Annotated in this window: 20 protein-coding genes; 10 read left to right on the plus strand and 10 right to left on the minus strand. The window is 62.7% G+C overall.

Annotation, left to right across the window (positions count from 1 at the left end):
* Nucleotides 1–3: 3 nt before the first annotated feature.
* Nucleotides 4–1,131 carry a GTP-binding protein gene (locus G9U53_RS22260; RefSeq protein ID WP_054187136.1) on the plus strand — a complete coding sequence of 376 codons (1,128 nt, stop codon included), beginning with the start codon at nucleotides 4–6 and terminating at the stop codon, nucleotides 1,129–1,131.
* An 11-nt stretch (nucleotides 1,132–1,142) separates the two neighbouring features.
* On the opposite strand, the gene G9U53_RS22265 is transcribed toward G9U53_RS22260, so the two are convergent.
* Both G9U53_RS22265 and G9U53_RS22270 read right to left on the minus strand, forming a co-directional pair.
* A complete protein-coding gene (locus tag G9U53_RS22265; RefSeq protein ID WP_003944306.1) occupies nucleotides 1,143–1,805 on the minus strand; it encodes a DedA family protein in 663 nt (220 codons plus the stop codon).
* Nucleotides 1,806–1,834: 29 nt separating this feature from the next.
* Nucleotides 1,835–2,572 (minus strand): VTT domain-containing protein, encoded by a 738-nt coding sequence (locus G9U53_RS22270; protein ID WP_003944390.1) that lies wholly within the window; start codon nucleotides 2,570–2,572, stop codon nucleotides 1,835–1,837.
* A 181-nt stretch (nucleotides 2,573–2,753) separates the two neighbouring features.
* On the opposite strand from G9U53_RS22270, the gene fbaA reads away from it, so the two are divergent.
* On the plus strand, nucleotides 2,754–3,791 hold the full coding sequence (gene fbaA, locus G9U53_RS22275; RefSeq protein ID WP_007726777.1) for a class II fructose-bisphosphate aldolase: 1,038 nt from the start codon (nucleotides 2,754–2,756) through the stop codon (nucleotides 3,789–3,791).
* A gap of 79 nt (nucleotides 3,792–3,870) precedes the next feature.
* Here fbaA and G9U53_RS34220 read toward each other — a convergent pair whose 3' ends face one another.
* On the minus strand, nucleotides 3,871–4,701 hold the full coding sequence (locus G9U53_RS34220) for a nuclear transport factor 2 family protein (RefSeq protein WP_165639208.1): 831 nt from the start codon (nucleotides 4,699–4,701) through the stop codon (nucleotides 3,871–3,873).
* 125 nt (nucleotides 4,702–4,826) lie between these two features.
* Between G9U53_RS34220 and G9U53_RS22285 the strand changes: the two genes are divergently transcribed.
* The 3 genes from G9U53_RS22285 to G9U53_RS22295 all read left to right on the plus strand — a co-directional run bounded on the left by G9U53_RS22285 (nucleotide 4,827) and on the right by G9U53_RS22295 (nucleotide 7,396).
* The gene (locus G9U53_RS22285) at nucleotides 4,827–5,243 is read left to right on the plus strand and encodes a DUF3151 domain-containing protein (protein ID WP_007726781.1); all 417 of its coding nucleotides are present in this window, start codon (nucleotides 4,827–4,829) and stop codon (nucleotides 5,241–5,243) included.
* Nucleotides 5,230–6,375, plus strand: a complete 1,146-nt coding sequence (locus G9U53_RS22290) for an FUSC family protein (protein ID WP_039972702.1) — start codon at nucleotides 5,230–5,232, stop codon at nucleotides 6,373–6,375. The genes G9U53_RS22285 and G9U53_RS22290 overlap by 14 nt, the downstream gene beginning before the upstream one ends.
* Nucleotides 6,376–6,466: 91 nt before the next feature.
* Nucleotides 6,467–7,396, plus strand: coding sequence for a cation diffusion facilitator family transporter (locus tag G9U53_RS22295; protein ID WP_007726784.1), 930 nt, complete (start codon nucleotides 6,467–6,469; stop codon nucleotides 7,394–7,396).
* On the opposite strand, the gene G9U53_RS22300 is transcribed toward G9U53_RS22295, so the two are convergent.
* Nucleotides 7,386–7,850 carry a pyridoxamine 5'-phosphate oxidase family protein gene (locus tag G9U53_RS22300; RefSeq protein ID WP_047269507.1) on the minus strand — a complete coding sequence of 155 codons (465 nt, stop codon included), beginning with the start codon at nucleotides 7,848–7,850 and terminating at the stop codon, nucleotides 7,386–7,388. The two genes, G9U53_RS22295 and G9U53_RS22300, sit on opposite strands and share 11 nt — an antisense overlap.
* A gap of 64 nt (nucleotides 7,851–7,914) precedes the next feature.
* On the opposite strand from G9U53_RS22300, the gene G9U53_RS22305 reads away from it, so the two are divergent.
* Entirely contained in the window at nucleotides 7,915–8,868 is a 954-nt protein-coding gene (locus G9U53_RS22305; protein ID WP_075832528.1) for a YafY family protein, read from the plus strand.
* Here the strand turns inward: G9U53_RS22305 and G9U53_RS22310 are convergent.
* Nucleotides 8,865–9,806, minus strand: a complete 942-nt coding sequence (locus G9U53_RS22310; RefSeq protein ID WP_054826588.1) for a DUF808 domain-containing protein — start codon at nucleotides 9,804–9,806, stop codon at nucleotides 8,865–8,867. The genes G9U53_RS22305 and G9U53_RS22310 overlap by 4 nt on opposite strands.
* Nucleotides 9,807–10,046: 240 nt before the next feature.
* Here G9U53_RS22310 and G9U53_RS22315 point away from each other — a divergent pair, with 240 nt between their 5' ends.
* Nucleotides 10,047–10,703 carry a methyltransferase domain-containing protein gene (locus G9U53_RS22315; protein WP_058038537.1) on the plus strand — a complete coding sequence of 219 codons (657 nt, stop codon included), beginning with the start codon at nucleotides 10,047–10,049 and terminating at the stop codon, nucleotides 10,701–10,703.
* A gap of 28 nt (nucleotides 10,704–10,731) precedes the next feature.
* Here G9U53_RS22315 and G9U53_RS22320 read toward each other — a convergent pair whose 3' ends face one another.
* On the minus strand, nucleotides 10,732–11,901 hold the full coding sequence (locus G9U53_RS22320; RefSeq protein WP_058038536.1) for a thiolase family protein: 1,170 nt from the start codon (nucleotides 11,899–11,901) through the stop codon (nucleotides 10,732–10,734).
* On the minus strand, nucleotides 11,898–13,313 hold the full coding sequence (locus G9U53_RS22325) for an MFS transporter (RefSeq protein ID WP_165639209.1): 1,416 nt from the start codon (nucleotides 13,311–13,313) through the stop codon (nucleotides 11,898–11,900). Before G9U53_RS22325 ends, G9U53_RS22320 begins: the two co-directional genes overlap by 4 nt.
* Nucleotides 13,314–13,371: 58 nt before the next feature.
* Between G9U53_RS22325 and G9U53_RS22330 the strand changes: the two genes are divergently transcribed.
* Together G9U53_RS22330 and G9U53_RS22335 are read left to right on the plus strand one after the other, a co-directional pair.
* Entirely contained in the window at nucleotides 13,372–13,869 is a 498-nt protein-coding gene (locus G9U53_RS22330; protein WP_003944415.1) for a helix-turn-helix domain-containing protein, read from the plus strand.
* A gap of 92 nt (nucleotides 13,870–13,961) precedes the next feature.
* Entirely contained in the window at nucleotides 13,962–15,200 is a 1,239-nt protein-coding gene (locus tag G9U53_RS22335) for an HNH endonuclease signature motif containing protein (protein WP_058038534.1), read from the plus strand.
* Between the two features lie 100 nt (nucleotides 15,201–15,300).
* On the opposite strand, the gene G9U53_RS22340 is transcribed toward G9U53_RS22335, so the two are convergent.
* The 3 genes from G9U53_RS22340 to G9U53_RS22350 all read right to left on the minus strand — a co-directional run bounded on the left by G9U53_RS22340 (nucleotide 15,301) and on the right by G9U53_RS22350 (nucleotide 17,301).
* On the minus strand, nucleotides 15,301–15,789 hold the full coding sequence (locus G9U53_RS22340; protein WP_007726792.1) for a GNAT family N-acetyltransferase: 489 nt from the start codon (nucleotides 15,787–15,789) through the stop codon (nucleotides 15,301–15,303).
* Between the two features lie 70 nt (nucleotides 15,790–15,859).
* Nucleotides 15,860–16,630, minus strand: coding sequence for a site-2 protease family protein (locus tag G9U53_RS22345; RefSeq protein WP_003944319.1), 771 nt, complete (start codon nucleotides 16,628–16,630; stop codon nucleotides 15,860–15,862).
* A complete protein-coding gene (locus tag G9U53_RS22350) occupies nucleotides 16,627–17,301 on the minus strand; it encodes a hypothetical protein (protein ID WP_080961056.1) in 675 nt (224 codons plus the stop codon). Before G9U53_RS22350 ends, G9U53_RS22345 begins: the two co-directional genes overlap by 4 nt.
* Nucleotides 17,302–17,584: 283 nt before the next feature.
* Between G9U53_RS22350 and G9U53_RS22355 the strand changes: the two genes are divergently transcribed.
* Nucleotides 17,585–18,874, plus strand: coding sequence for an adenylosuccinate synthase (locus tag G9U53_RS22355; protein ID WP_003944351.1), 1,290 nt, complete (start codon nucleotides 17,585–17,587; stop codon nucleotides 18,872–18,874).
* The last annotated feature ends 32 nt before the right edge of the window (nucleotides 18,875–18,906 follow it).

Below are 18,906 nucleotides of genomic sequence, written 5' to 3' on the forward strand. Positions count from 1 at the left end.
GGAATGAAGCAGCTACCGGTAACCGTGCTGTCCGGATTTCTGGGCGCAGGCAAGACCACACTCCTCAACCACATTCTCGCCAATCGCGATGGCCGGAGGGTCGCCGTCATCGTCAACGACATGAGCGAGATCAACATCGACGCGGCCCTCGTCGCGGGCCAGGGTCATCTCGACCGCACGGAAGAGAAGTTGGTCGAGCTGACCAACGGATGCATCTGCTGCACGCTGCGTGAGGATCTGATCGACGCCGTCGGCGCCCTGGCCCGAGAGGGGCGATTCGATCAGTTGGTGATCGAATCCACCGGCATCTCCGAACCGATGCCGGTGGCGGCCACCTTCGACTGGGAATTCGAGGACGGTTTCAGCCTCGGCTCGCTCGCGAAGCTCGACACCATGGTGACCGTGGTGGACGCGTCGACCTTCCTCGGCGAGCTGGCAAAAGGCGAACGACTGGACGAGCGCAACCTCGAAGCCGGGGAGGGGGACGGACGCAGCATCTCCGATCTCCTGGTCGATCAGGTGGAGTTCGCCGACGTCATCTTGCTGAACAAAACCGACCTGGTGAGCCCGCGGGCGGCAGGAACCGTCGAGGCGACGCTTCGTAGGCTCAACCCCACCGCTCAACTGATTCGAACGGATCACGGCAAAGTCACCCTCGACCGTGTCCTCGAAACCGGTCTCTACAACCCGGAACTGGCTGCGCAGGTACCCGGTTGGGACGAGGAACTGGCCGGTGGGCACACCCCGGAAACCGAGGAATACGGAATACGCAGCGTCACATACCGCGCCTCGCGACCCTTTCATCCGGCGCGACTCGAGGCCGCGCTCGGTCAGTTCGCTGGACTCCTGCGGAGCAAGGGATTCTGCTGGATCGCCAGTCGGCCCGAGTTCGCCGCGATCTGGTCGCAGGCAGGCCCCAACCTCGTCATCGAACCGGCTCAACTGTGGGCGTCGGCGGCGGAGGTGCCAGGGCAGGAGATCGTGTTCATCGGAGTGAAACTGGACCCGGCGGCGCCGTCACGAATCCTCGATCCGGCTCTGCTGACCGATGACGAACTACGCGAAGGACCGCGGGCATGGACTCGCTACGAGGACCCGCTGCCGGCGTGGGACCAGGGACACCTGCACTGAGCAGTCAGCTTCTAGTCGAGGACTTCTTCGACCTCGACGTCTTCGGCCGGTCGGGCCATCTCCTTGCGGTACTGCCAGATTCCCAGCGCAGTACCGATGACCAAGCTGACCATCATCACGATCAGCACGGCGGGCAGCAACCACGGCACGCGATCGAGGAACGAGCCACCGTAGAAACCGAGTAGCAGGAGCACGGGCGCCCAGATGATCGCGCCGATGGTGCTCGCGATGGTGTAGCGCGTGTGGTTCATCTTGGCTGCGCCCGCGACCATCGGGCACAGGGTGCGCACCCACGGAACCCAGCGAGCAATCAGGACCGCCCAGAATCCGTGTTTTTCCAACAGGATGTTCACGCGGTGCAGGTTCTTCTCGGTGAAGTACTTGCCGCCCTTACGGGCTTTGATGTGATTGCCGGTCCGGTGGCCGATGACGTACCCGACCTGGTTGCCGGCAATGGCCGCGATCATCGCACCGACAGACAACGCCCACACGTGGCCCGCGCCGGATTCGTGGCCGGCGAGAACGATTCCGGCTGTGATCAGAAGCGAATCACCGGGGAGAAACAACCCGAGGATGATCGCGCACTCGATGAAGACGAACGTGACGACGATGATCCAGACCAACAGAGGCCCGGCAGTCTCGAGCGGGGAGAAACTGCCGGATGCGAGCGTCATCGTCGTCAGTTCTTCGCCTCGTTCTGCAATCAGGGGGTGGGGTCTTCGGGGACTGTCACCGTCGAATTGTCCGTAGTGGAAGTATTCGCCGTTTCACCACGTCTCGACGCCAGAATTCGCTTCCCGATTTCGAAGACGATCGGCAGAACCGACACCAGGACGATCAAGATGAAGATGTAGTCGACATTGTCGCGGATGAATTCGATCTGCCCCAGGAGGTAGCCGAGCAAAGTCACGCCGGCACCCCACAGGATGCCGCCGACGATGTTGTACGTCAGGAACAGTGAGTACTTCATCTTCGAAGCGCCGGCGACAACCGGAGCAAAAGTACGCACGATCGGCACGAACCGAGCCAGGATAATGGTGATCGGGCCGTGCTTTTCGAAGAAGGCGTGTGACTCGTCGATGTACTTCTTCTTGAAGAACCGCGCGTCGTCCGTCTTGAACAGGGCAGTTCCGCCCTTGGCGCCGATGTAGAACCCGACTTGGTCACCCAGAATCGCGGCGATCGGAATGGTCACCAGGAGCACCCACAGCGGCGCGAACGGTTCGATCTCGGTGGACTTGGACGCCGCGATCAGCCCTGCGGTGAAGAGGAGCGAATCGCCGGGCAAGAGCGGAAACAGCAGGCCTGATTCGATGAAGACCACCAGAAGCAATCCCACCAGAACCCACGTTCCGAAGGAATTCAAGAGGTTCACGGGATCGAGGAAGCCGGGCAGCAAGGCCAGGTTCGTCACGGATTCAGTTGCTGCCTGCACATTCACGGTGGCCAGAGTACCGGCCGAATCTGAGTGTTTCCCACCACCGCAGGTCATCGCGTCGGTGGCGGCGGGCCGAGACCGCAAAGAGACGTGACGAGTCGGACTTGCCATACTGCTAGGACCACACGAAGCGCTTTCACATCGCCGAGCGCTCCGAACGACACGTATATGGAGGACTCCCGCCGTGCCTATCGCAACTCCCGAGGTCTATGCCGAGATGCTTGGTCGGGCCAAGGAGCATTCCTTTGCCTTCCCCGCCATCAACTGTGTCGGCTCCGAATCCATCAACGCAGCCATCAAGGGCTTCGCGGACGCCGGCAGTGACGGCATCATCCAGTTCTCGACGGGCGGCGCCGAGTTCGGTTCCGGTTTGGGCGTCAAGGACATGGTCACCGGCGCTGTTGCGCTCGCCGAGTTCGCACACGTGATCGCGGCAAAGTACGACGTCACCATCGCGCTGCACACCGATCACTGCCCGAAGGACAAGCTGGACACCTACGTGCGTCCGCTGCTCGCGATCTCGCAGGAGCGCGTCGACGCCGGTCGTAACCCGCTGTTCCAGTCGCACATGTGGGACGGCTCGGCTATCCCGATCGACGAGAACCTGGCCATCGCCAAGGAACTGCTCGCCCTCTCGAAGGCTGCACGCATCATCCTCGAGGTCGAGATCGGTGTCGTCGGCGGCGAAGAAGACGGCGTCGAAGCCGAGATCAACGACAAGCTCTACACCTCGAGCGAAGACTTCGAGAAGACGGTCGATGCTCTGGGCATCGGCGAACAGGGCAAGTACCTCCTTGCCGCCACCTTCGGCAACGTCCACGGCGTCTACAAGCCGGGCAACGTCAAGCTCAAGCCCGAGGTTCTCGAAGAGGGCCAGAAGGTCGCCGCTGCCAAGCTCGGCCTGGCTTCCGGTTCGCAGCCCTTCGACTTCGTCTTCCACGGTGGATCGGGATCGTTGAAGTCGGAGATCGAGGACTCGCTGAACTTCGGCGTCGTCAAGATGAACGTCGACACCGACACCCAGTACGCGTTCTCCCGTCCGATCGCCGGACACTTCTTCACCAACTACGACGGCGTCCTCAAGGTCGACGGCGAGGTCGGAAACAAAAAGGCATACGACCCGCGCAGCTACCTCAAGAAGGCCGAAGCCGGCATGACGGCTCGCGTCGTCGAGGCGTGCAACGACCTGAAGTCGGCCGGACGCTCGGTGTCGGCAGGCTGATCGGTTTCACAACTGCGCTTCACAGAACAAAATGCGCGCCGGCGAAATTCTCGCCGGCGCGCATTTTCTGTTCAGGTACCTACTTGCTGGGATCGCAGACCTTCCACGTGCCGTCCTGGCGCTCGAGGTCGAACGTGCGCCACGACTGCTCGCCCGTGCTCGGCAAACTCGCCTGGACCTGAGCGATCGCGGTGTCGTCGGTGATGCGCACCGCGTCGACGGCTCCGACCTGCGGGATCGTCTTCTGCGCGACGGCATTGTCGTGGACCTGCGCGAACGCTGCGTCGGGAATGGTGCGGTAGTACTCGCCCAACGCCCCACAGGTCGACGTTCGCAGCGTTGCCAGATCGCCGGTCTGCAGAGCGTCGACGTACGTCGAGATGGCGGTCTGGACCTGAGCTTCGGGTGAGCTTTCACCGCTACCGCTGTTGGACGAGACGAATACGGCGACGCCGATCGCCGCGAGGACGGCGACGCCGGCCGCTGCTGCCGCGATGTACCAGCCCTTGCCGCTGCGCTTGGTCTTCTCCGGCGCGGCGGGCTCGATGCGAGTCGGCATCGGCTGAGCCGGCGGTGGGGTCGCTGCGACACCCACACGTTGAGGCGCAGCGCGCTGCGGTGGTGGTGGGGTCGGAGCCTGCCGGGGTGGTGGTGTCGGCTGCGTGGCTTTCGGAATCGCGACGGTGGCGGGCTCCGGCTTGGGCTGGGGTGTCGGTGCTGCTGTGGGTGCCTGAGTTGCCTTGGGGATCGCGACGGTTGGTGCGCTGGCAGCTTTGGCGTCGCCGTCCGTTTTCGAGGCCTTGTCTGTCTTCTGGATCGCCACAGTCGCAGGTTCGGTCGGGGCCGACTTCTCGGGCGCACCCTTCGGTGCTGCGCTCTTTGTCGAGTTGTCGTCTTTCGAGTCCGGCACGGGTAACCCTTCGGTCTTATGCAGCAATGACCATGTCAGGGTAACGACCGGTATGTAGCCTGCATAACTCCGACCGTCGGCGAGGCGGTCCTGTGGCAGAAAGGCGTAGCGGGCACAATGAGCGCATGACCCAATTCGGTGACCTGCTCGGACCCAAGCCCACTCTGCTTCCCGGCGACGACGACGCGGAATCGGCACTGCTCAACCACGCTGAACCGGCCCAGGTAGCGGCCGACCACCCCACTGCCTCCATTGCGTGGGCCTACCTGGCCGAGGCTGCCCTGGACAAGGGCGAAACCATCACGGCCTACGCCTACGCGCGTACCGGATACCACCGCGGACTCGACCAACTGCGTCGCAACGGTTGGAAGGGTTTCGGTCCCGTGCCCTACAGCCATGAACCGAACCGTGGTTTCCTGCGTTGCGTCGCAGTCCTGGCCAAGGCCGCGAAGACGATCGGTGAAGCCGACGAGTACGCGCGTTGCCTCGATCTGCTCGAAGACTGCGATCCCAACGCCGCCGAAGCGCTTGGCCTCGGTTAGCAGTTTCCGTCCGAGCCGGGCCGGCATCAAGGACCGGGCTCGCAAATCGGTGCGTCGACTTCAGACGTCGGCGCTACCGATCATTCAATGTGCCTTGGCGGCCGGATTGGCGTGGTGGGTTGCCACCACGGTGATCGGGCACCACGCGCCGTTCTTCGCGCCGATTGCCGCTGTGGTCTCGCTCGGTCTGTCGTTGGGTGCACGACTACGACGCTCGTTCGAGTTGGTTGCGGGAGTCACGGTCGGTATCGGAATCGGTGATCTGATCATCTCCGGTATCGGGAGCGGACCGTGGCAGATCAGTTTGGTTGTCGTGCTGGCGATGTCCGTCGCGGTGCTTCTCAACAGCGGGCCGATCTTCTCCATGCAGGCGGGAAACTCGGCTGTGCTGGTGGCGACGCTGATCCCGCCGGGCGGCAGCGGCGGTCCCGATCGCATGATCGATGCACTTGTCGGTGGCCTGGTGGGTATCGCGGTGGTCGCGATCATCCCCACCCATCCGGTACGACGCGCGCGCAAGGATGCCGCATCGATCCTCGGAACCGCTTCCGAGGTACTGCAATTGGTGGCAGACGGCCTCGTCGCGAATGACCCGGACCCGATCGTGAAGGCACTGCAGAAGGCGCGCGCAACTCAGAGTGCCATCGACGGGTTGCGCAGTAACCTTCTCGGCGGGCGCGAGATCAGCCGAATCTCCCCGCTGTACTGGAACAGTCGGCCTCGCCTCGAAAGGCTCATGGCGACAGCCGATCCCATCGACAACGCGATGCGTAACATTCGAGTGCTCGCGCGTCGTTCGTTGACGTTGGTCAGGGACGACGAGATCCTCGATCCGCGTCTGGTGGCTCAGGTCGAGCGCTTGTCGAAAGCCGTCGAAGTTCTCGAGGACATGATCCTGGCGGAGCCGGGGGAGCAGCCTGATCAGGCCGAAGCAGCGCGCGTCCTGCGCTCGGTCGCGAAGGAACTGAAACCGGCGATAGTGGAGAACGCGGGCTTGTCCTCGACGGTGGTGTTCGCCCAGATTCGATCGCTGGTCGTCGACCTGTTGCAGGTCGCGGGCATGAAGCGAATCTCGTCGATCGCAACTCTGCCGCCCACCGTGCCTCATCCCGCCTACGAGCCGGATCACTGACCTCTGCCGTTTCCCGCTCACTGAGCAACTCATTGTATGTATGCGAATGTATGCATATGCTCTGAGAAGGACTTGGGAGGGAACAGGACAAATGGGAGCAGGGCACGGTCATTCACATGGCCACTCGGCAGCAGATTCGGTCGGCGTAGGACCGTCACCGCAGCGCATCAGAAAAATGGCGATCGCGCTTGCGATCCTCGTTGCGTTCCTCGTGCTCGAGGCCACGGTCGGCATCCTGATCAACTCGTTGGCTCTGCTTGCCGACGCCGGTCACATGCTCACAGACGTGGTGGGTATGGCCATGGGACTGACGGCGCTGCTGCTCGCGAAGAGGGGCAGCACCACCGCGGCCAGGACCTTCGGTTGGCACCGCGCCGAAGTGCTGACCGCCATGGCCAATGCGGTGATGCTGCTGGCCGTCGCCGCCTGGGTCTTCTACGAGGCAATCGGCCGCATCGGTAACGAACCCGAGATCCCGGGCGGCGCCCTGATCATCACGGCGGCCGCCGGCCTGGCCGCGAACATCGTCGTGATGCTGATGCTGCGCGGCGATTCCAAGGACAGCCTGGCCGTGCGTGGCGCCTACCTCGAAGTGCTTGCCGACGCCGTCGGTAGCGTCGGCGTTCTGATCGCCGGTGGCCTTGTCCTGCTGTTCAACTGGACGTGGGCAGACGTCGTCGTCGGTGTTCTCATCTCGCTGTGGGTGGTGCCGCGTGCGATCAAACTGGCCGCAGCATCGCTGCGCATTCTGACGCAGGCGTCGCCGGCCGACGTCGACGTCGAAGCGGTCGAGGCCGACCTGGCGGCGCTGCCGAGCGTGATGGGTGTCCACGACCTACATGTCTGGACTCTCACCACCGGCATGGATGTCGCCACGGTCCACCTGACCAGTGACGCGAATTCGTCGAACGTTCTGGAATCCGCGCGCACCGTCCTCGAGAGTCACGGTCTTTCCCACGCCACCGTCCAGGTGGAATCGTGTGCCAACGGAGAGCACTGCGAGAAGAACGTCACTTGGTGAAGCGGGTGATATCTTTGCCCGGCTTCCAGAGGTCGACATACATGTGTTCGTCGTCGACAGTCGTGTGCACCACCTCGTCGATGTCGAGGACAAAGAGGTGCAGAGGCTTCGGAACCTCGTAGGTGTAGCTTGCGAGCACGGCTTCGAACTCGTCGCCGGTCACCTCGCGTGCGAGTCCGGCGATCTTCGCGTCACCGCCCTCCATGGTGTGCTCGCCGGGATTGCTGTGGAGGGCGTAGCGCCCGTCACGGATGAGGTCCTTCGCCTTGAGTGCGCCGAACATCGAACCGAGCACCAGACGCCCGTCGAGGATTTCGACTTCGGTGCCGCTGACCCGTGGTGAACCGTCCTTGCGCAGCGTTGCGAGGACGTGATGCTTGTGGGCTTTGAATCGTGCTTGGACCGCGTCGGCAAGAGCGGGTACTTCTTCGGAGAACTGCTTCCAGGTGACCATGACGGTCATTGTGCACCCCTATTCCTGACAACTTCTGTCAGTGATTCTCGGTAATGTTCGGTCCATGAGATCCGCGCGGTTACTCCAACTCATGCTGCGTTTGCAGGGGAGTCGCGGCGTCGTCGCCGAGCAGTTGGCCGACGAGTTCGGTGTGTCAGTGCGGACGATCTACCGCGACGTGGCCTCGTTGTCGGCTGCCGGTGTGCCGATCTGGACCGAGAGCGGCCCTGGTGGTGGCATCCGTCTGCTCGACGGATGGCAGTCCAAGTTGTCCGGCATGACGGACGACGAGACGTCCGCACTCATGCTGTTGGGTGTGCCGTCCATCGCTGCAGATCTCGGGCGATCCGACGCCGTCGGTTCGGCGGGGGCCAAACTGCTCCGCTCCCTGCCCGGTCCCCTGCGCGAGAGTGCACGACTGTGGCAGGACCGCATTCTCGTGGACGTTCCGGGTTGGTTCGGCGGCGTCGACGACATCTCGGCGCTTCCGATCGTCACATCCGCTGTGCTGGACTCGCGTCGACTGCGCTTCGCCTATCGCGATCGCGAGCGGACGGTCGATCCGCTGGGTCTGGTCATCAAAGCCGGTGTTTGGTATCTGGTGGCGGGGATGAACGGACGTACGCTCTCGTTCCGGGTCGGCCGCATCAAAAACGCCGTCGTAGAGGATGATTCGTTCGCCCGCCCGGCGGATTTCGACCTGCCGTCGTGGTGGGCAGCGTCGATGGCCGAGTTCGACCGGTCGCTGCTTCGCTTCTACTGCCGGGTGCGGTTGTCGCCCGAGGGGAGGCGCAGGCTCCCCGATGTGGTGGGAGAGCTCGCCGCTGCCGTCGGAGTGGGGCCCGAGGACGACGACGGATGGGTCAGTGCCGAGCTGAAACTCGAGAGCGAAGATGTCGCGCTCTCCCAGTTGATCGGGCTGGGAGCCGACGTCGAGGTGCTCGAACCCTCGTCTTTGCGTGAAGGGATACGCACCGTGGCGGAGCAGATGGTGCTCCGCCACACTCGCAGTGACTAGGCCGTTGCAGAACGCTTTGCGAGCAGGCGAGTGATACCCAGTTGAGCGGCGACGATGACGGCGCCAACCACCAGACCCAGTGCCGCCGACGCAAGTGTGTTGACGATCCACGCCAGTACCCCGCCGACTCCGGCGATGTCACTGACTGCTTCTTCGCCGTGATGAACGGCGTCGTAGAGCGGGTGGAAGCCCAGTTCGTCGATGCCGACCAACAGGATGTGGCCACCGACCCACAGCATCGCGGCGGTACCCACCACCGAGAGCACCGACATCACGTGAGGCATGCCGCGAACGAGGCCTCGGCCGACCTTGTGGGTGAAGCCAGACGACGTCTCGGCGATCTTCAATCCGATGTCGTCCATCTTCACGATCAGTCCGACGACGCCGTAGACGACCACGGTGATGACGACCGCCACGACGGCAAGGATCACCAATCGGCTCCAGAAGCCTTCGCCTGCGATGGTGTTGAGTGCGATCACCATGATCTCGGCGGACAGGATCAGGTCGGTGCGGACGGCGCCCGAAACCACTGCTTCTTCGTCGCGAGGATGCTCGTCAGCGGCCTCGTGGTGGTCACCGTGGCCGAAGATTGCACCCCAGATCTTGTGAACCGCTTCGTAGCTGAGGTAACAGCCGCCGACCATCAACAGTGGCGTCAGCAGCCAGGGGAGGAACTGACTCAGCAGCAGGGCGATCGGAAGGATGATCAGCAGCTTGTTGCGCAGCGATCCGATGGCGATGCGCTTGATGATGGGCAACTCGCGTTCGGCTGCGAGCCCACGGACGTACTGCGGCGTGACGGCTGCGTCGTCGATGACCACGCCGGCCGCTTTGGCGGTCGCCTTACCGGTTGCGGCGGCAACGTCGTCGATCGAGGCGGCAGCCATGCGAGCCAGGGCTGCGACGTCGTCGAGCAGGGCGAAGAGTCCGCCGGCCATCACAGACCTCCAGTGGAATCAGTGGAAAAAGGTGGCCGGACCGAACCGGTGACGCAGTTACTTGATCGCACGAGGTCTCTATCCATGATCGTCGTAGGTGAGGTCAGGTCACCTGGAACGATACCGGGGGCATCCGTCAGGGACGACCTCGCGAGGTCGGTTGCCCTACGTCACGAAAGGTCTTCCCGACCCGGTGCTCGCGTGTAAGACTGCACAGAAGATCGATCGAAACGGGGCACTATGCGTGAACCAGACACTGCACAGGTCGCCAAGACTTTCGACGCAATGGCGGCGCACTACGACCGACAGATCGGGCGCTTCGAACGCTTTGTGCTCGGTGACGCCCGGAAATGGGCCGTGGACCAGGCGCATGGCCGCGTGGTCGAGATCGCCGTGGGTACCGGACTGAACCTGCCTCTCTACGGAGACGACGTCGATTACGTCATCGGCGTGGACATCTCGACTGCGATGCTCGATCAGGCCAGGCTCAAGGTCTCCGAAGGAGTGAAGACCGAAGTCGACCTACGACTCGGAGACGTGCAAGCACTCGATGTTCCCGACGAGTGCGTGGACACGTTGGTCTCGACCTACGCCTTTTGCACGATCCCCGATCCGGACCGAGTTGCGAGCGAAGCATTTCGAGTCCTGGTACCCGGTGGTCGATTCGTCCTCGCCGAGCACGGACCGAGCAAGAACGTTGTTGCTCGTACGTTGATGAAGGTCGTCGAACCGCTTTTTGTTCGGTTCGGTGCCGATCATCTCACCCGTCAACCGGTTGAATACCTCGAAAACGCCGGTTTCCTGATCGACGAGGTGCAGCGCAGCGGCCGGGGCGGAATCGTGTTTCGGGTCGTTGCGCGCAAGCCGGATCCCGAATGGACGGCACTCGGTCACTGATGTCGGAATGCCGTCCATCGGGGATCGCTCAGCCCAGACGCTCCAGGATGGTCGCGTTTGCCAACCCACCTGCCTCGCACATGGTCTGGAGTCCGTAGCGCGCGCCGCGCTGCTCCATCGCGTTGACCAGGGTGGTCATGATCCGCGTTCCGCTGCCGCCCAGTGGGTGGCCGAGCGCGATGGCGCCGCCGTGGACGTTGACCTTGGAGAGGTCGACGCCGGTGTCCGCTGCCCACGAGAGGACCACTGGGGCAAAGGCCTCGTTGACCTCGAACAGATCTATGTCCGAGACCGTCAATCCCGCACGGGCCAGGACCTTCTGCGTAGCCGGGATGACCGCGGTGAGCATGTAGAGCGGATCGTCGCCGGCAACTGCGAAGCTGTGCAATCGTGCCTTCGGGGTGAGGCCGAGTTTCGCGGCGATCTCACTGGTCGTGATCAACACCGCCGAACTGCCGTCCGAAAGCGGGCTGCTGTTGCCCGCGGTGATGGACCAGTCGATCTGTGGGAATCGCTGTGCGTAGTAGTCGGATTCGAAGGCGGTCCGTAGGCCGGCCAGGGTCTCGACCGTGGTGCCGGGGCGGATGGCCTCGTCGACCGACAGCTGCGGGAGCGTGGCGAGTTCCTTGGTGAAGTAACCACTCTCGGTTGCCAGCGCGGCTTTCCGATGGCTCGACGCCGAGAACTCGTCGAGTTGGGTGCGGCTCAGTCCCCACTTGGCAGCGATCAATTCGGCGCTGATGCCCTGCGGTACCAGACCGTCCGGATAGCGCTCTTCGAAACCCACGCCGAGTGATTCGCGCCCGATGCTGCTCGAGCCCATAGGGACTCGGCTCATCGACTCGACTCCGGCAGCGACAACGATGTCGTACGCACCGGCAATGACGCCCTGAGCGGCAAAATGAACTGCTTGTTGGCTACTTCCACACTGTCGGTCGACGGTGGTTCCCGGTACCGACTCAGGGTAGCCGGCGGCGAGAAGGGCAGTGCGAGTGACATTCTGGCTCTGTTCACCGACTTGGCTTACCGCTCCACCGATGACGTCGTCGATCAGTGCTGCATCGATTCCAGTGCGTTCGACTACCGCCTTGAGGCTGTGGGCGAGGAGGTCGACGGCGTTGATGCCGTGCAGGGCGCCGTTCGCCTTTCCCTTGCCGATCGGAGTGCGAACGGCTTCGACGATAACTGCGTCTCTCATGACAAATTCCTTTCAGGGATGGCGGATTCAACAGGGACAACCGGGGTGGGTGTGGTCGCAGGCGTCATTCCCAGTGATGCCAGGGCAGACACAAGCGCGACGGCAAAGATCACCCACCAGGCCTGGCGGAAGGTGTCGTAGTCGACAGCAGAGCCGAGAACCGCGATCAGAACGCTCACGCCGAGAACGGTTCCGATCTGTCGGCTCATGCTGACGATTGCGCTACCGGTGGCCGATCTGGCAGGTGCCAGATCCGCCGTGGCCTGCGACAGAATGGTCGGCAGGGCAAGACCGACACCGATCCCGGCGATGATCCAGCCTGGTAGGAGTCCGGTCGCGTAGTTAGGCGTCGTATCAACCGAGACGAGAACGAGTACGGTTCCGACTGCCCACAGAAGGCTGCCGAGTGCGGCGACGCGTCCCGCCGAGTACCTGCGCGTCAGCGATCCGCCGGCGATGGCGAACAGCGGAACGAGAAGCGGACCCGGTGAGACGGCGAAACCGGTTCGCAGAGCGGAGTATCCCCAGGCTTCCTGGAGCCACAGGATGTTCGAGAGAAGACCCGCGGCGAATGCTGCGCTGAACAGGATGGCGGTGACGTTGGACCAGGCAAACGAGCGGATCTTCAGAAGATCCGGAGCAATCAACGGAGTCCGGTGACGAGAGTTGCTCCACCAGAACGAGAGTAGTGTCACGGTGGCCACGGCGAAGGCGATCAGAACGCGATTGTCGGTCCATCCCCAGTCCGGACCCTGGACGAGTGCCAGCGCGAGAGAGCCGATTCCGACGGTGAGGAGGGCAGCGCCGACGAAGTCGATACCGGCATCGGGGTCCTTGTGTGTTGTATCCGGTACGAGTCGGACTGCGAAGTAGAGCAACACGATGCCCACTGGAACATTGATCAGGAAGACCCAGCGCCACGAGGCCTCTACGAGGATGCCGCCCACGACAGGGCCGAATGCAGCTGCTGCAGCGCCGGCGGCTGCCCAGATGCGAACGCCGGATTGACGTTTCGCGGCGGGAAGCGCATTGATCAGAAGCCCGAGGCTGGCCGGGGTGAGCGCTGCGGCGCCGACTGCCTGGACGATACGGAAGGCCACCAGTGCCCACAAGGACGGGCTGAAGGCACAGGCGGCGCTGGCGAGGGTGAACAGTGCGAGGCCGGCGATGAAGGCGCGCTTGTGCCCGATCCTGTCCGCCCAGCGTCCGAGGGGTATCAACAGTGCGGCGTAGACGATCGCGTAGCTGTTGAGGATCCAACTGAACTCGCCGAGCGAGTGACCCGGGTAGCTCTTGGCGATGTCGCCGAAGGCCACGTTGACCACAAAAAGATCGAGGCTGGCGACAAACGGCGCCCCCGACAGTATCGCGAGCAGGGGTCCGGTCCGAACCGGCTGGCTATGAAGTTCCATAGTCAGCAATCTAGACTCTGGCTATGGTTATGGCAAGCCAGGGGGTATGGTGAATTGCATGGACGCTGTACGACTGACCGGAGTGCTCGAAGATCGCGACGCCTGGCGGGCCACGCACTGTTCGATCGGGCGGGCCATGGAAGTGGTCGGCACCAGGTCCGCGATGCTCATTCTGCGAGAGGCCTATTACGGCACAACGCGTTTCGACGACTTCGCGTCGCGAGTCGGCATCACCGAGGCGGTTGCGTCGGCGAGGCTGAAAGAACTCACTGAGGCGGGACTGTTCGAGCGTGTGCCGTACAAGGAGCCTGGAAAGCGGACGCGGCACGAGTACGTGCTCACCGAGAAGGGCCGTGACCTGCTGCCGGCGGTTCTCGCGCTGATGCAGTGGGGCGACAAGTATCTGCACGGCGGAAAAGGTGGACCGTTGGAGGTGGCCGACGACGCTACTGGTGAGCGCGTTCGCGTCGAGGTGCGCAGTGAGTCGGGTCGTGAAGTGCCTTTGGGGGAGTTGCGGGTCTCTGTCAACGAATCGCGTCGGCGGTTGCGCGAATAGCGATGCATCTCAACAGCTCTCGAGTGTAGGTCTTCTTGAAGTTGTCCGGTTTGTCTCTGGTTATCGAAAGTATGTTCGATTAAACTTTGAGCATGGACAGTCGGGATGCGTGGCAGCTGGATGGCGAGGACCTCAAGGGTGAGGTTCTGGATCTGGTGCGCGCCCGGCACGAGTTGCAGTCGCGGATGGTGTTGCTGATCGTGGAGATGTTTTCCCGTGAGGTTCTCGGTGGGAAGGGTTTTCGGGCGATCGCGCAGTGGTTGCATGGGTCGACGAATCTGGAGATCGGTGAGTGCAGTCTGCTGGTCGGGTTGGCGCGGTTGTTGATGCTCGAACCTGTTGTCGCGGATGCGTTTCATCGTGGTGACGTGGATGCGTTGAAAGCCCGTCAGGTGGCGTCGCTTTGTCAGCATCCACCGAAGAACATGACGCCGGCGGATGTGGACAAGGCCCGCGGGATCTTGTTGTGGTTGGCGTCGAAGAACATTGCTGATTGTGATGCGGTGCGGGCGGCGATTCGGCGGATCGAGAAGCAGTACGGCAAGCGCGAGGACGGCGTCCCGGTCGGCGAGGATTCGGAGCGTAACGAGTTCTACGCGTCGAAAGGCCTGTACGGCAGAGTAACTGTGAAGGGTGATCTGGATGCTGTGAACGGGGCCCGGTTGATGACGTTGTTGTCGAGCCTGTCGGCTCCGACACCGGAGAAGGACGGCGTCAAAGACACGCGTACGCCGGCATTACGGCGGGCGGACGGGTTTTGCGAATTACTGCGGCGGTACGAGCGGGCGGGGTTGGGTCCGATCGAAGGCGGAGTGAAACCGCACATCACGGTGACTGTGTCCGCGAAAGACATGACGGATCTGCAGGCTTTGAAAGACCTCCTGCCGTCCACTGAGGAGTTGGGGTTCGCGTGGGCGGATTGGGTGGGTCCGATCAGTATCGATACTGCGCGGATGTTGGCGTGCGATTGCACGGTGACGCGGATTTTGTTGGATGAGAATGGTGTTCCGCTCGACTGCGGCAAAGAAGCAAGGACCGCGACGGTGCCGCAGCGGCGGGCGTTGGCGGTTCGGGATGGCGGGTGTGCGTTTCCGGGGTGCGGGACGCCGTCGGGGTGGTGCGATGCCCATCATATTGTTCACTGGAACGATGGCGGCCCAACGGATCTCGACAATCTGATCTTGTTGTGCGGTCATCATCATCGGACGATGCATCACACGGAGTGGCGGGTGGAGATCGGGCCGGATCGCAAATCGGTGTTCTATCCGCCGATGTCGATCGATCCGCACCAGCATCCGATCGGCGGGAACAGCCCACCCACAGCGGCGTGAATCGCGACAACTGAAGACGTGAGCACCGGGGCACCTCTACGCCCCGGTGCTCGAGCTCGCGTTTGGGAGTCCCCGCGTTTGGGAGTTTTGTGGCAGGGCGTCAGCTCAGTGACTTCTTGAACCCGACATGGGAGGCCACAAATCCGAGTCGCTCGTAGAAGTCGTGAGCTTCCTTGCGAGTTTGATCCGAGGTGAGCTGCGCCAGGAACGCGCCGCGCCGGGCACCTTCTTCGCAGGCCCATCGGATCATCGAACTGCCGATGCCTTTACTTCGGTAGTCCTCGTGGACGCGAACAGCTTCGATCTGCAGTCGCGTGGCACCCATCCGGCTCATACCCGGAATGAAGGTCAATTGCATTGTGCCGATTACCGCGTCGCCGACCAGAACGGTGACGAGAAGTTGAGCCGGATCCTCGTCGATTCGCTTGAACGCGTCCTCGTAGATCGTTCGGGCTTCGGGGTTGGTCGTCTCCCGGGTGCTGCCGATCGGGTCGTCGGCGAGCAAGTCGATCAGTGCCTCCACGTGTCGAATCTCGGCCCGCGTGAGGGTGTACTCCACTCCGCCGGACTGAAATGACGTCGCAATCATCGATGCTCCCCTGAAGAAGAATGAATGTCTGAAATGTCAGACTCTCACGAGTCTCCTCCAGCGCACTCGATCACGTCCAAAAACGCATGAGGGCGTTACCGAGCATGGCGTAGTAGTCGGACACACCGCTCAATTCGAAGATCCAGTAGATCGCGTCGAAGAAGACGACATTGATCTGTGGGACGAACAGGAGCGCAACCAGCAGGAGCAGTCCGTACGGCTTGAACTGGTCGAGTTGGTGCCGTGTATTGGGTGCGAGGTAGGGCTCCAGCGCGTTGTAACCGTCCAGACCCGGGACTGGGAGCAGGTTCAAAACTGTTGCCATGACCTGCAAGAAAGCCAGGAAACTGAGGCCGGCCCAGAACGTCAGATGCTCGGCCGATGAGCCGTACGTACGTATGACGACGAGGAGGATCACGGCGGCGACGGCATTCGTGAACGGACCGGCGAGCGATATTCGGGCCTGCACCTTGGGCGGGAACATCCCGGTGCGCAGGTACACGGCGCCGCCGGGAAGCCCGATGCCGCCCAATGCGATGAACAGCACCGGCAGACCGATCGAGAGCATCGGATGGCTGTACTTGAGCGGGTTGAGCGTCAGGTAGCCACGAGCCTCGACGTCGGTGTCTCCATGACGCCACGCCAGATAGGCATGCGCGAATTCGTGCAAGCAGAGCGTGACCACCCAGCCGGCAACCACGAGGACAAAAACACCCGCGCGGCCCGCGATGGAACCCCACGTCGAGTTCCAAGCGACGATTCCGGCGATGACAGTGATCGCAACGACGCCGAGGAAGACAGGGCTCGGCCGAACCGCCGACCGTGCTGCTCCGGTTCTCACCTGACCAACAACCAAGTCTTGTCGTGCCGGTAGAAGGTCGAACGCTTCAGATCGCGTGGGTTGGCCACCCCGTCGCGTACCAGTCGCGCTGCCGGCGAGCCCAGTTGAATGGCTCGGCCTTCCAGCCAGCGTCGCCCGCTCCAGCGGCTCTTGCGGTCGACTGATGCCTTGATCCCGGGGAGCTTGGGGCTCGGCACTATCCGGATGCCGGGGACTGTGCCGGAGAACAGCTTGTTGTCGTCGACGTAGGCCTCGCCGATCAGTTCGTCTGCATCCGCCGGACCCGTGACAGTTGCTGCACCTACCAGCGCGATTCCAGCGTCGTCGCGAATGAGCGGCACGGTGTGGACTGTGCCTTTCAAGGCCGTGCGCGCAGCTCGTGCACCGGTCGCGAGTTTGTACGCGTCGGTTGCGTCGGACCTGTTCTCGGTGACGTAGGCGAGTTCGACGTTGAGTCGCTCCAATCGCATCAACCGCGTCAATGCCGCGGCAAACGCGCCGTCGTTACCCACGACGATCAAGCGAGGCTCCGTCACGACCTGCAGTTGGGACAGTGCCTCGTCGAAGTCTTGCTTCTCCGGAAGTTCAGGGACAGTGAACGACGTGAGTTCACCCAGGGGGAGTGGAACCGGCGAATCGCCACATTTGAGCACCACAGGGGTCAAAGCCACTCCTAGCTCGATCAAGACTTCTTCTCGGGTAGTGGGACCTCGCCACCCTTCCCCGAAATGGCCGTCCGAATCACTGCCGACGATCTTAGTGCGAGTGTCTGTGTCGACTCGCAATCGTGATGGTCACCGGCCAAATTCTGGACCGTCAGGTCTGGTCTGGTGCTCTGGGCTAGACTGCTCCTTCGGTCACTGCAACAGTTCGGCGCTGCATCATGTGCGCGGAAGCCAGGCAGTACCAATGCGGCGGGACAACTGCTGCACGTCGACCGTAGGAGACAACGTCATGCCGGCAATCGTCCTGATCGGCGCCCAGTGGGGCGACGAAGGTAAGGGCAAAGCTACAGATCTACTGGGCGAGCAGCTTCAGTGGGTCGTGCGATACCAGGGCGGTAACAACGCCGGACACACCGTGGTTCTGCCGAACGGTGACAAGTTCGCACTGCACCTCATCCCGTCCGGAATCCTCACCCCCGCCGTCAACAACGTCATCGGTAACGGTGTCGTCGTCGACCCGGGTGTGTTGTTGACCGAATTGGCAGGCCTGGAAGAGCGCGGCGTGGACACGTCCCGCCTGCTGCTTTCTGCTGATGCGCACCTGATCATGCCGTACCACGTGGCCATCGACAAGGTCACCGAACGCTTCCTGGGAGCGAAGAAGATCGGCACGACCGGCCGCGGTATCGGCCCGTGCTACCAGGACAAGATCGCCCGTGTCGGTGTCCGTGCCGCGGACGTCCTTGACGAGAAGATCCTGACCCAGAAGGTCGAAGCAGCACTCGAATTCAAGAACCAGGTGCTGGTCAAGATCTACAACCGCAAGGCACTCGACCCGCAGCAGGTCGTCGAAGAGGTACTGACGCAGGCCGAGGGTTTCAAGCACCGCATCTCGGACACGCGCCTGGAACTCAACCTCGCCCTCGAGCGCGGCGAGACCGTTCTGCTCGAAGGTTCGCAGGGCACTCTGCTTGACGTCGACCACGGCACGTACCCGTACGTGACCTCGTCCAACCCCACTTCGGGTGGTGCGGCGGTCGGTTCGGGAATCGGTCCCACCAAGATCACCACAGTGCTCGGCATCCTGAAGGCGTACACGACGCGTGTCGGTTCCGGTCCGTTCCCGACGGAGCTGTTCGACGATCACGGCGCATACCTGGCGAAGCAGGGCGGCGAGGTCGGTGTCACCACCGGACGCGCTCGTCGTACGGGATGGTTCGACGCTGTCATCGCGCGTTACGCGACGCGCGTCAACGGCATCACCGACTACTTCCTCACCAAGCTGGACGTGCTGAGCAGCCTCGACACCGTGCCGATCTGTGTCGCGTACGAGGTGGACGGTGTCCGCCACGACGAAATGCCGATGTCACAGAGCGACATTCACCACGCCAAGCCCATCTACGAAGAGATGCCCGGCTGGTGGGAAGACATCTCGGAGGCTCGCACCTTCGAGGAACTGCCGCAGAATGCGCAGAACTACGTGCTTCGTCTCGAAGAGCTTTCGGGTGCGTTCATCTCCTGCATCGGTGTCGGCCCCGGCCGCGACGAGACGATCGTCCGGCGCGAGATCGTCCGCTAGTTCGTTCCCTCGAAATCCCCGCTCATGCAAGC

The organism is Rhodococcus sp. D-46 (assembly GCF_011290655.1).
Taxonomy (GTDB): domain Bacteria; phylum Actinomycetota; class Actinomycetes; order Mycobacteriales; family Mycobacteriaceae; genus Rhodococcus_F; species Rhodococcus_F qingshengii.

Excerpts from the sequence above, each read along its gene's own strand:
- G9U53_RS22300 (WP_047269507.1), bottom strand. The coding sequence starts at position 7,850 with ATGGTCACCTGGAAGCAGTTCTCCGAAGAAGTACCCGCTCTTGCCGAC.
- G9U53_RS22285 (WP_007726781.1), top strand. The coding sequence starts at position 4,827 with ATGACCCAATTCGGTGACCTGCTCGGACCCAAGCCCACTCTGCTTCCC.
- G9U53_RS22340 (WP_007726792.1), bottom strand. The coding sequence starts at position 15,789 with ATGATTGCGACGTCATTTCAGTCCGGCGGAGTGGAGTACACCCTCACG.
- G9U53_RS22310 (WP_054826588.1), bottom strand. The coding sequence starts at position 9,806 with ATGGCCGGCGGACTCTTCGCCCTGCTCGACGACGTCGCAGCCCTGGCT.
- G9U53_RS22330 (WP_003944415.1), top strand. The coding sequence starts at position 13,372 with ATGGACGCTGTACGACTGACCGGAGTGCTCGAAGATCGCGACGCCTGG.
- G9U53_RS22315 (WP_058038537.1), top strand. The coding sequence starts at position 10,047 with ATGCGTGAACCAGACACTGCACAGGTCGCCAAGACTTTCGACGCAATG.
- G9U53_RS22335 (WP_058038534.1), top strand. The coding sequence starts at position 13,962 with ATGGACAGTCGGGATGCGTGGCAGCTGGATGGCGAGGACCTCAAGGGT.
- G9U53_RS22295 (WP_007726784.1), top strand. The coding sequence starts at position 6,467 with ATGGGAGCAGGGCACGGTCATTCACATGGCCACTCGGCAGCAGATTCG.
- G9U53_RS22320 (WP_058038536.1), bottom strand. The coding sequence starts at position 11,901 with ATGAGAGACGCAGTTATCGTCGAAGCCGTTCGCACTCCGATCGGCAAG.
- G9U53_RS22265 (WP_003944306.1), bottom strand. The coding sequence starts at position 1,805 with ATGACGCTCGCATCCGGCAGTTTCTCCCCGCTCGAGACTGCCGGGCCT.
- G9U53_RS22325 (WP_165639209.1), bottom strand. The coding sequence starts at position 13,313 with ATGGAACTTCATAGCCAGCCGGTTCGGACCGGACCCCTGCTCGCGATA.
- G9U53_RS22355 (WP_003944351.1), top strand. The coding sequence starts at position 17,585 with ATGCCGGCAATCGTCCTGATCGGCGCCCAGTGGGGCGACGAAGGTAAG.
- G9U53_RS22260 (WP_054187136.1), top strand. The coding sequence starts at position 4 with ATGAAGCAGCTACCGGTAACCGTGCTGTCCGGATTTCTGGGCGCAGGC.
- G9U53_RS22305 (WP_075832528.1), top strand. The coding sequence starts at position 7,915 with ATGAGATCCGCGCGGTTACTCCAACTCATGCTGCGTTTGCAGGGGAGT.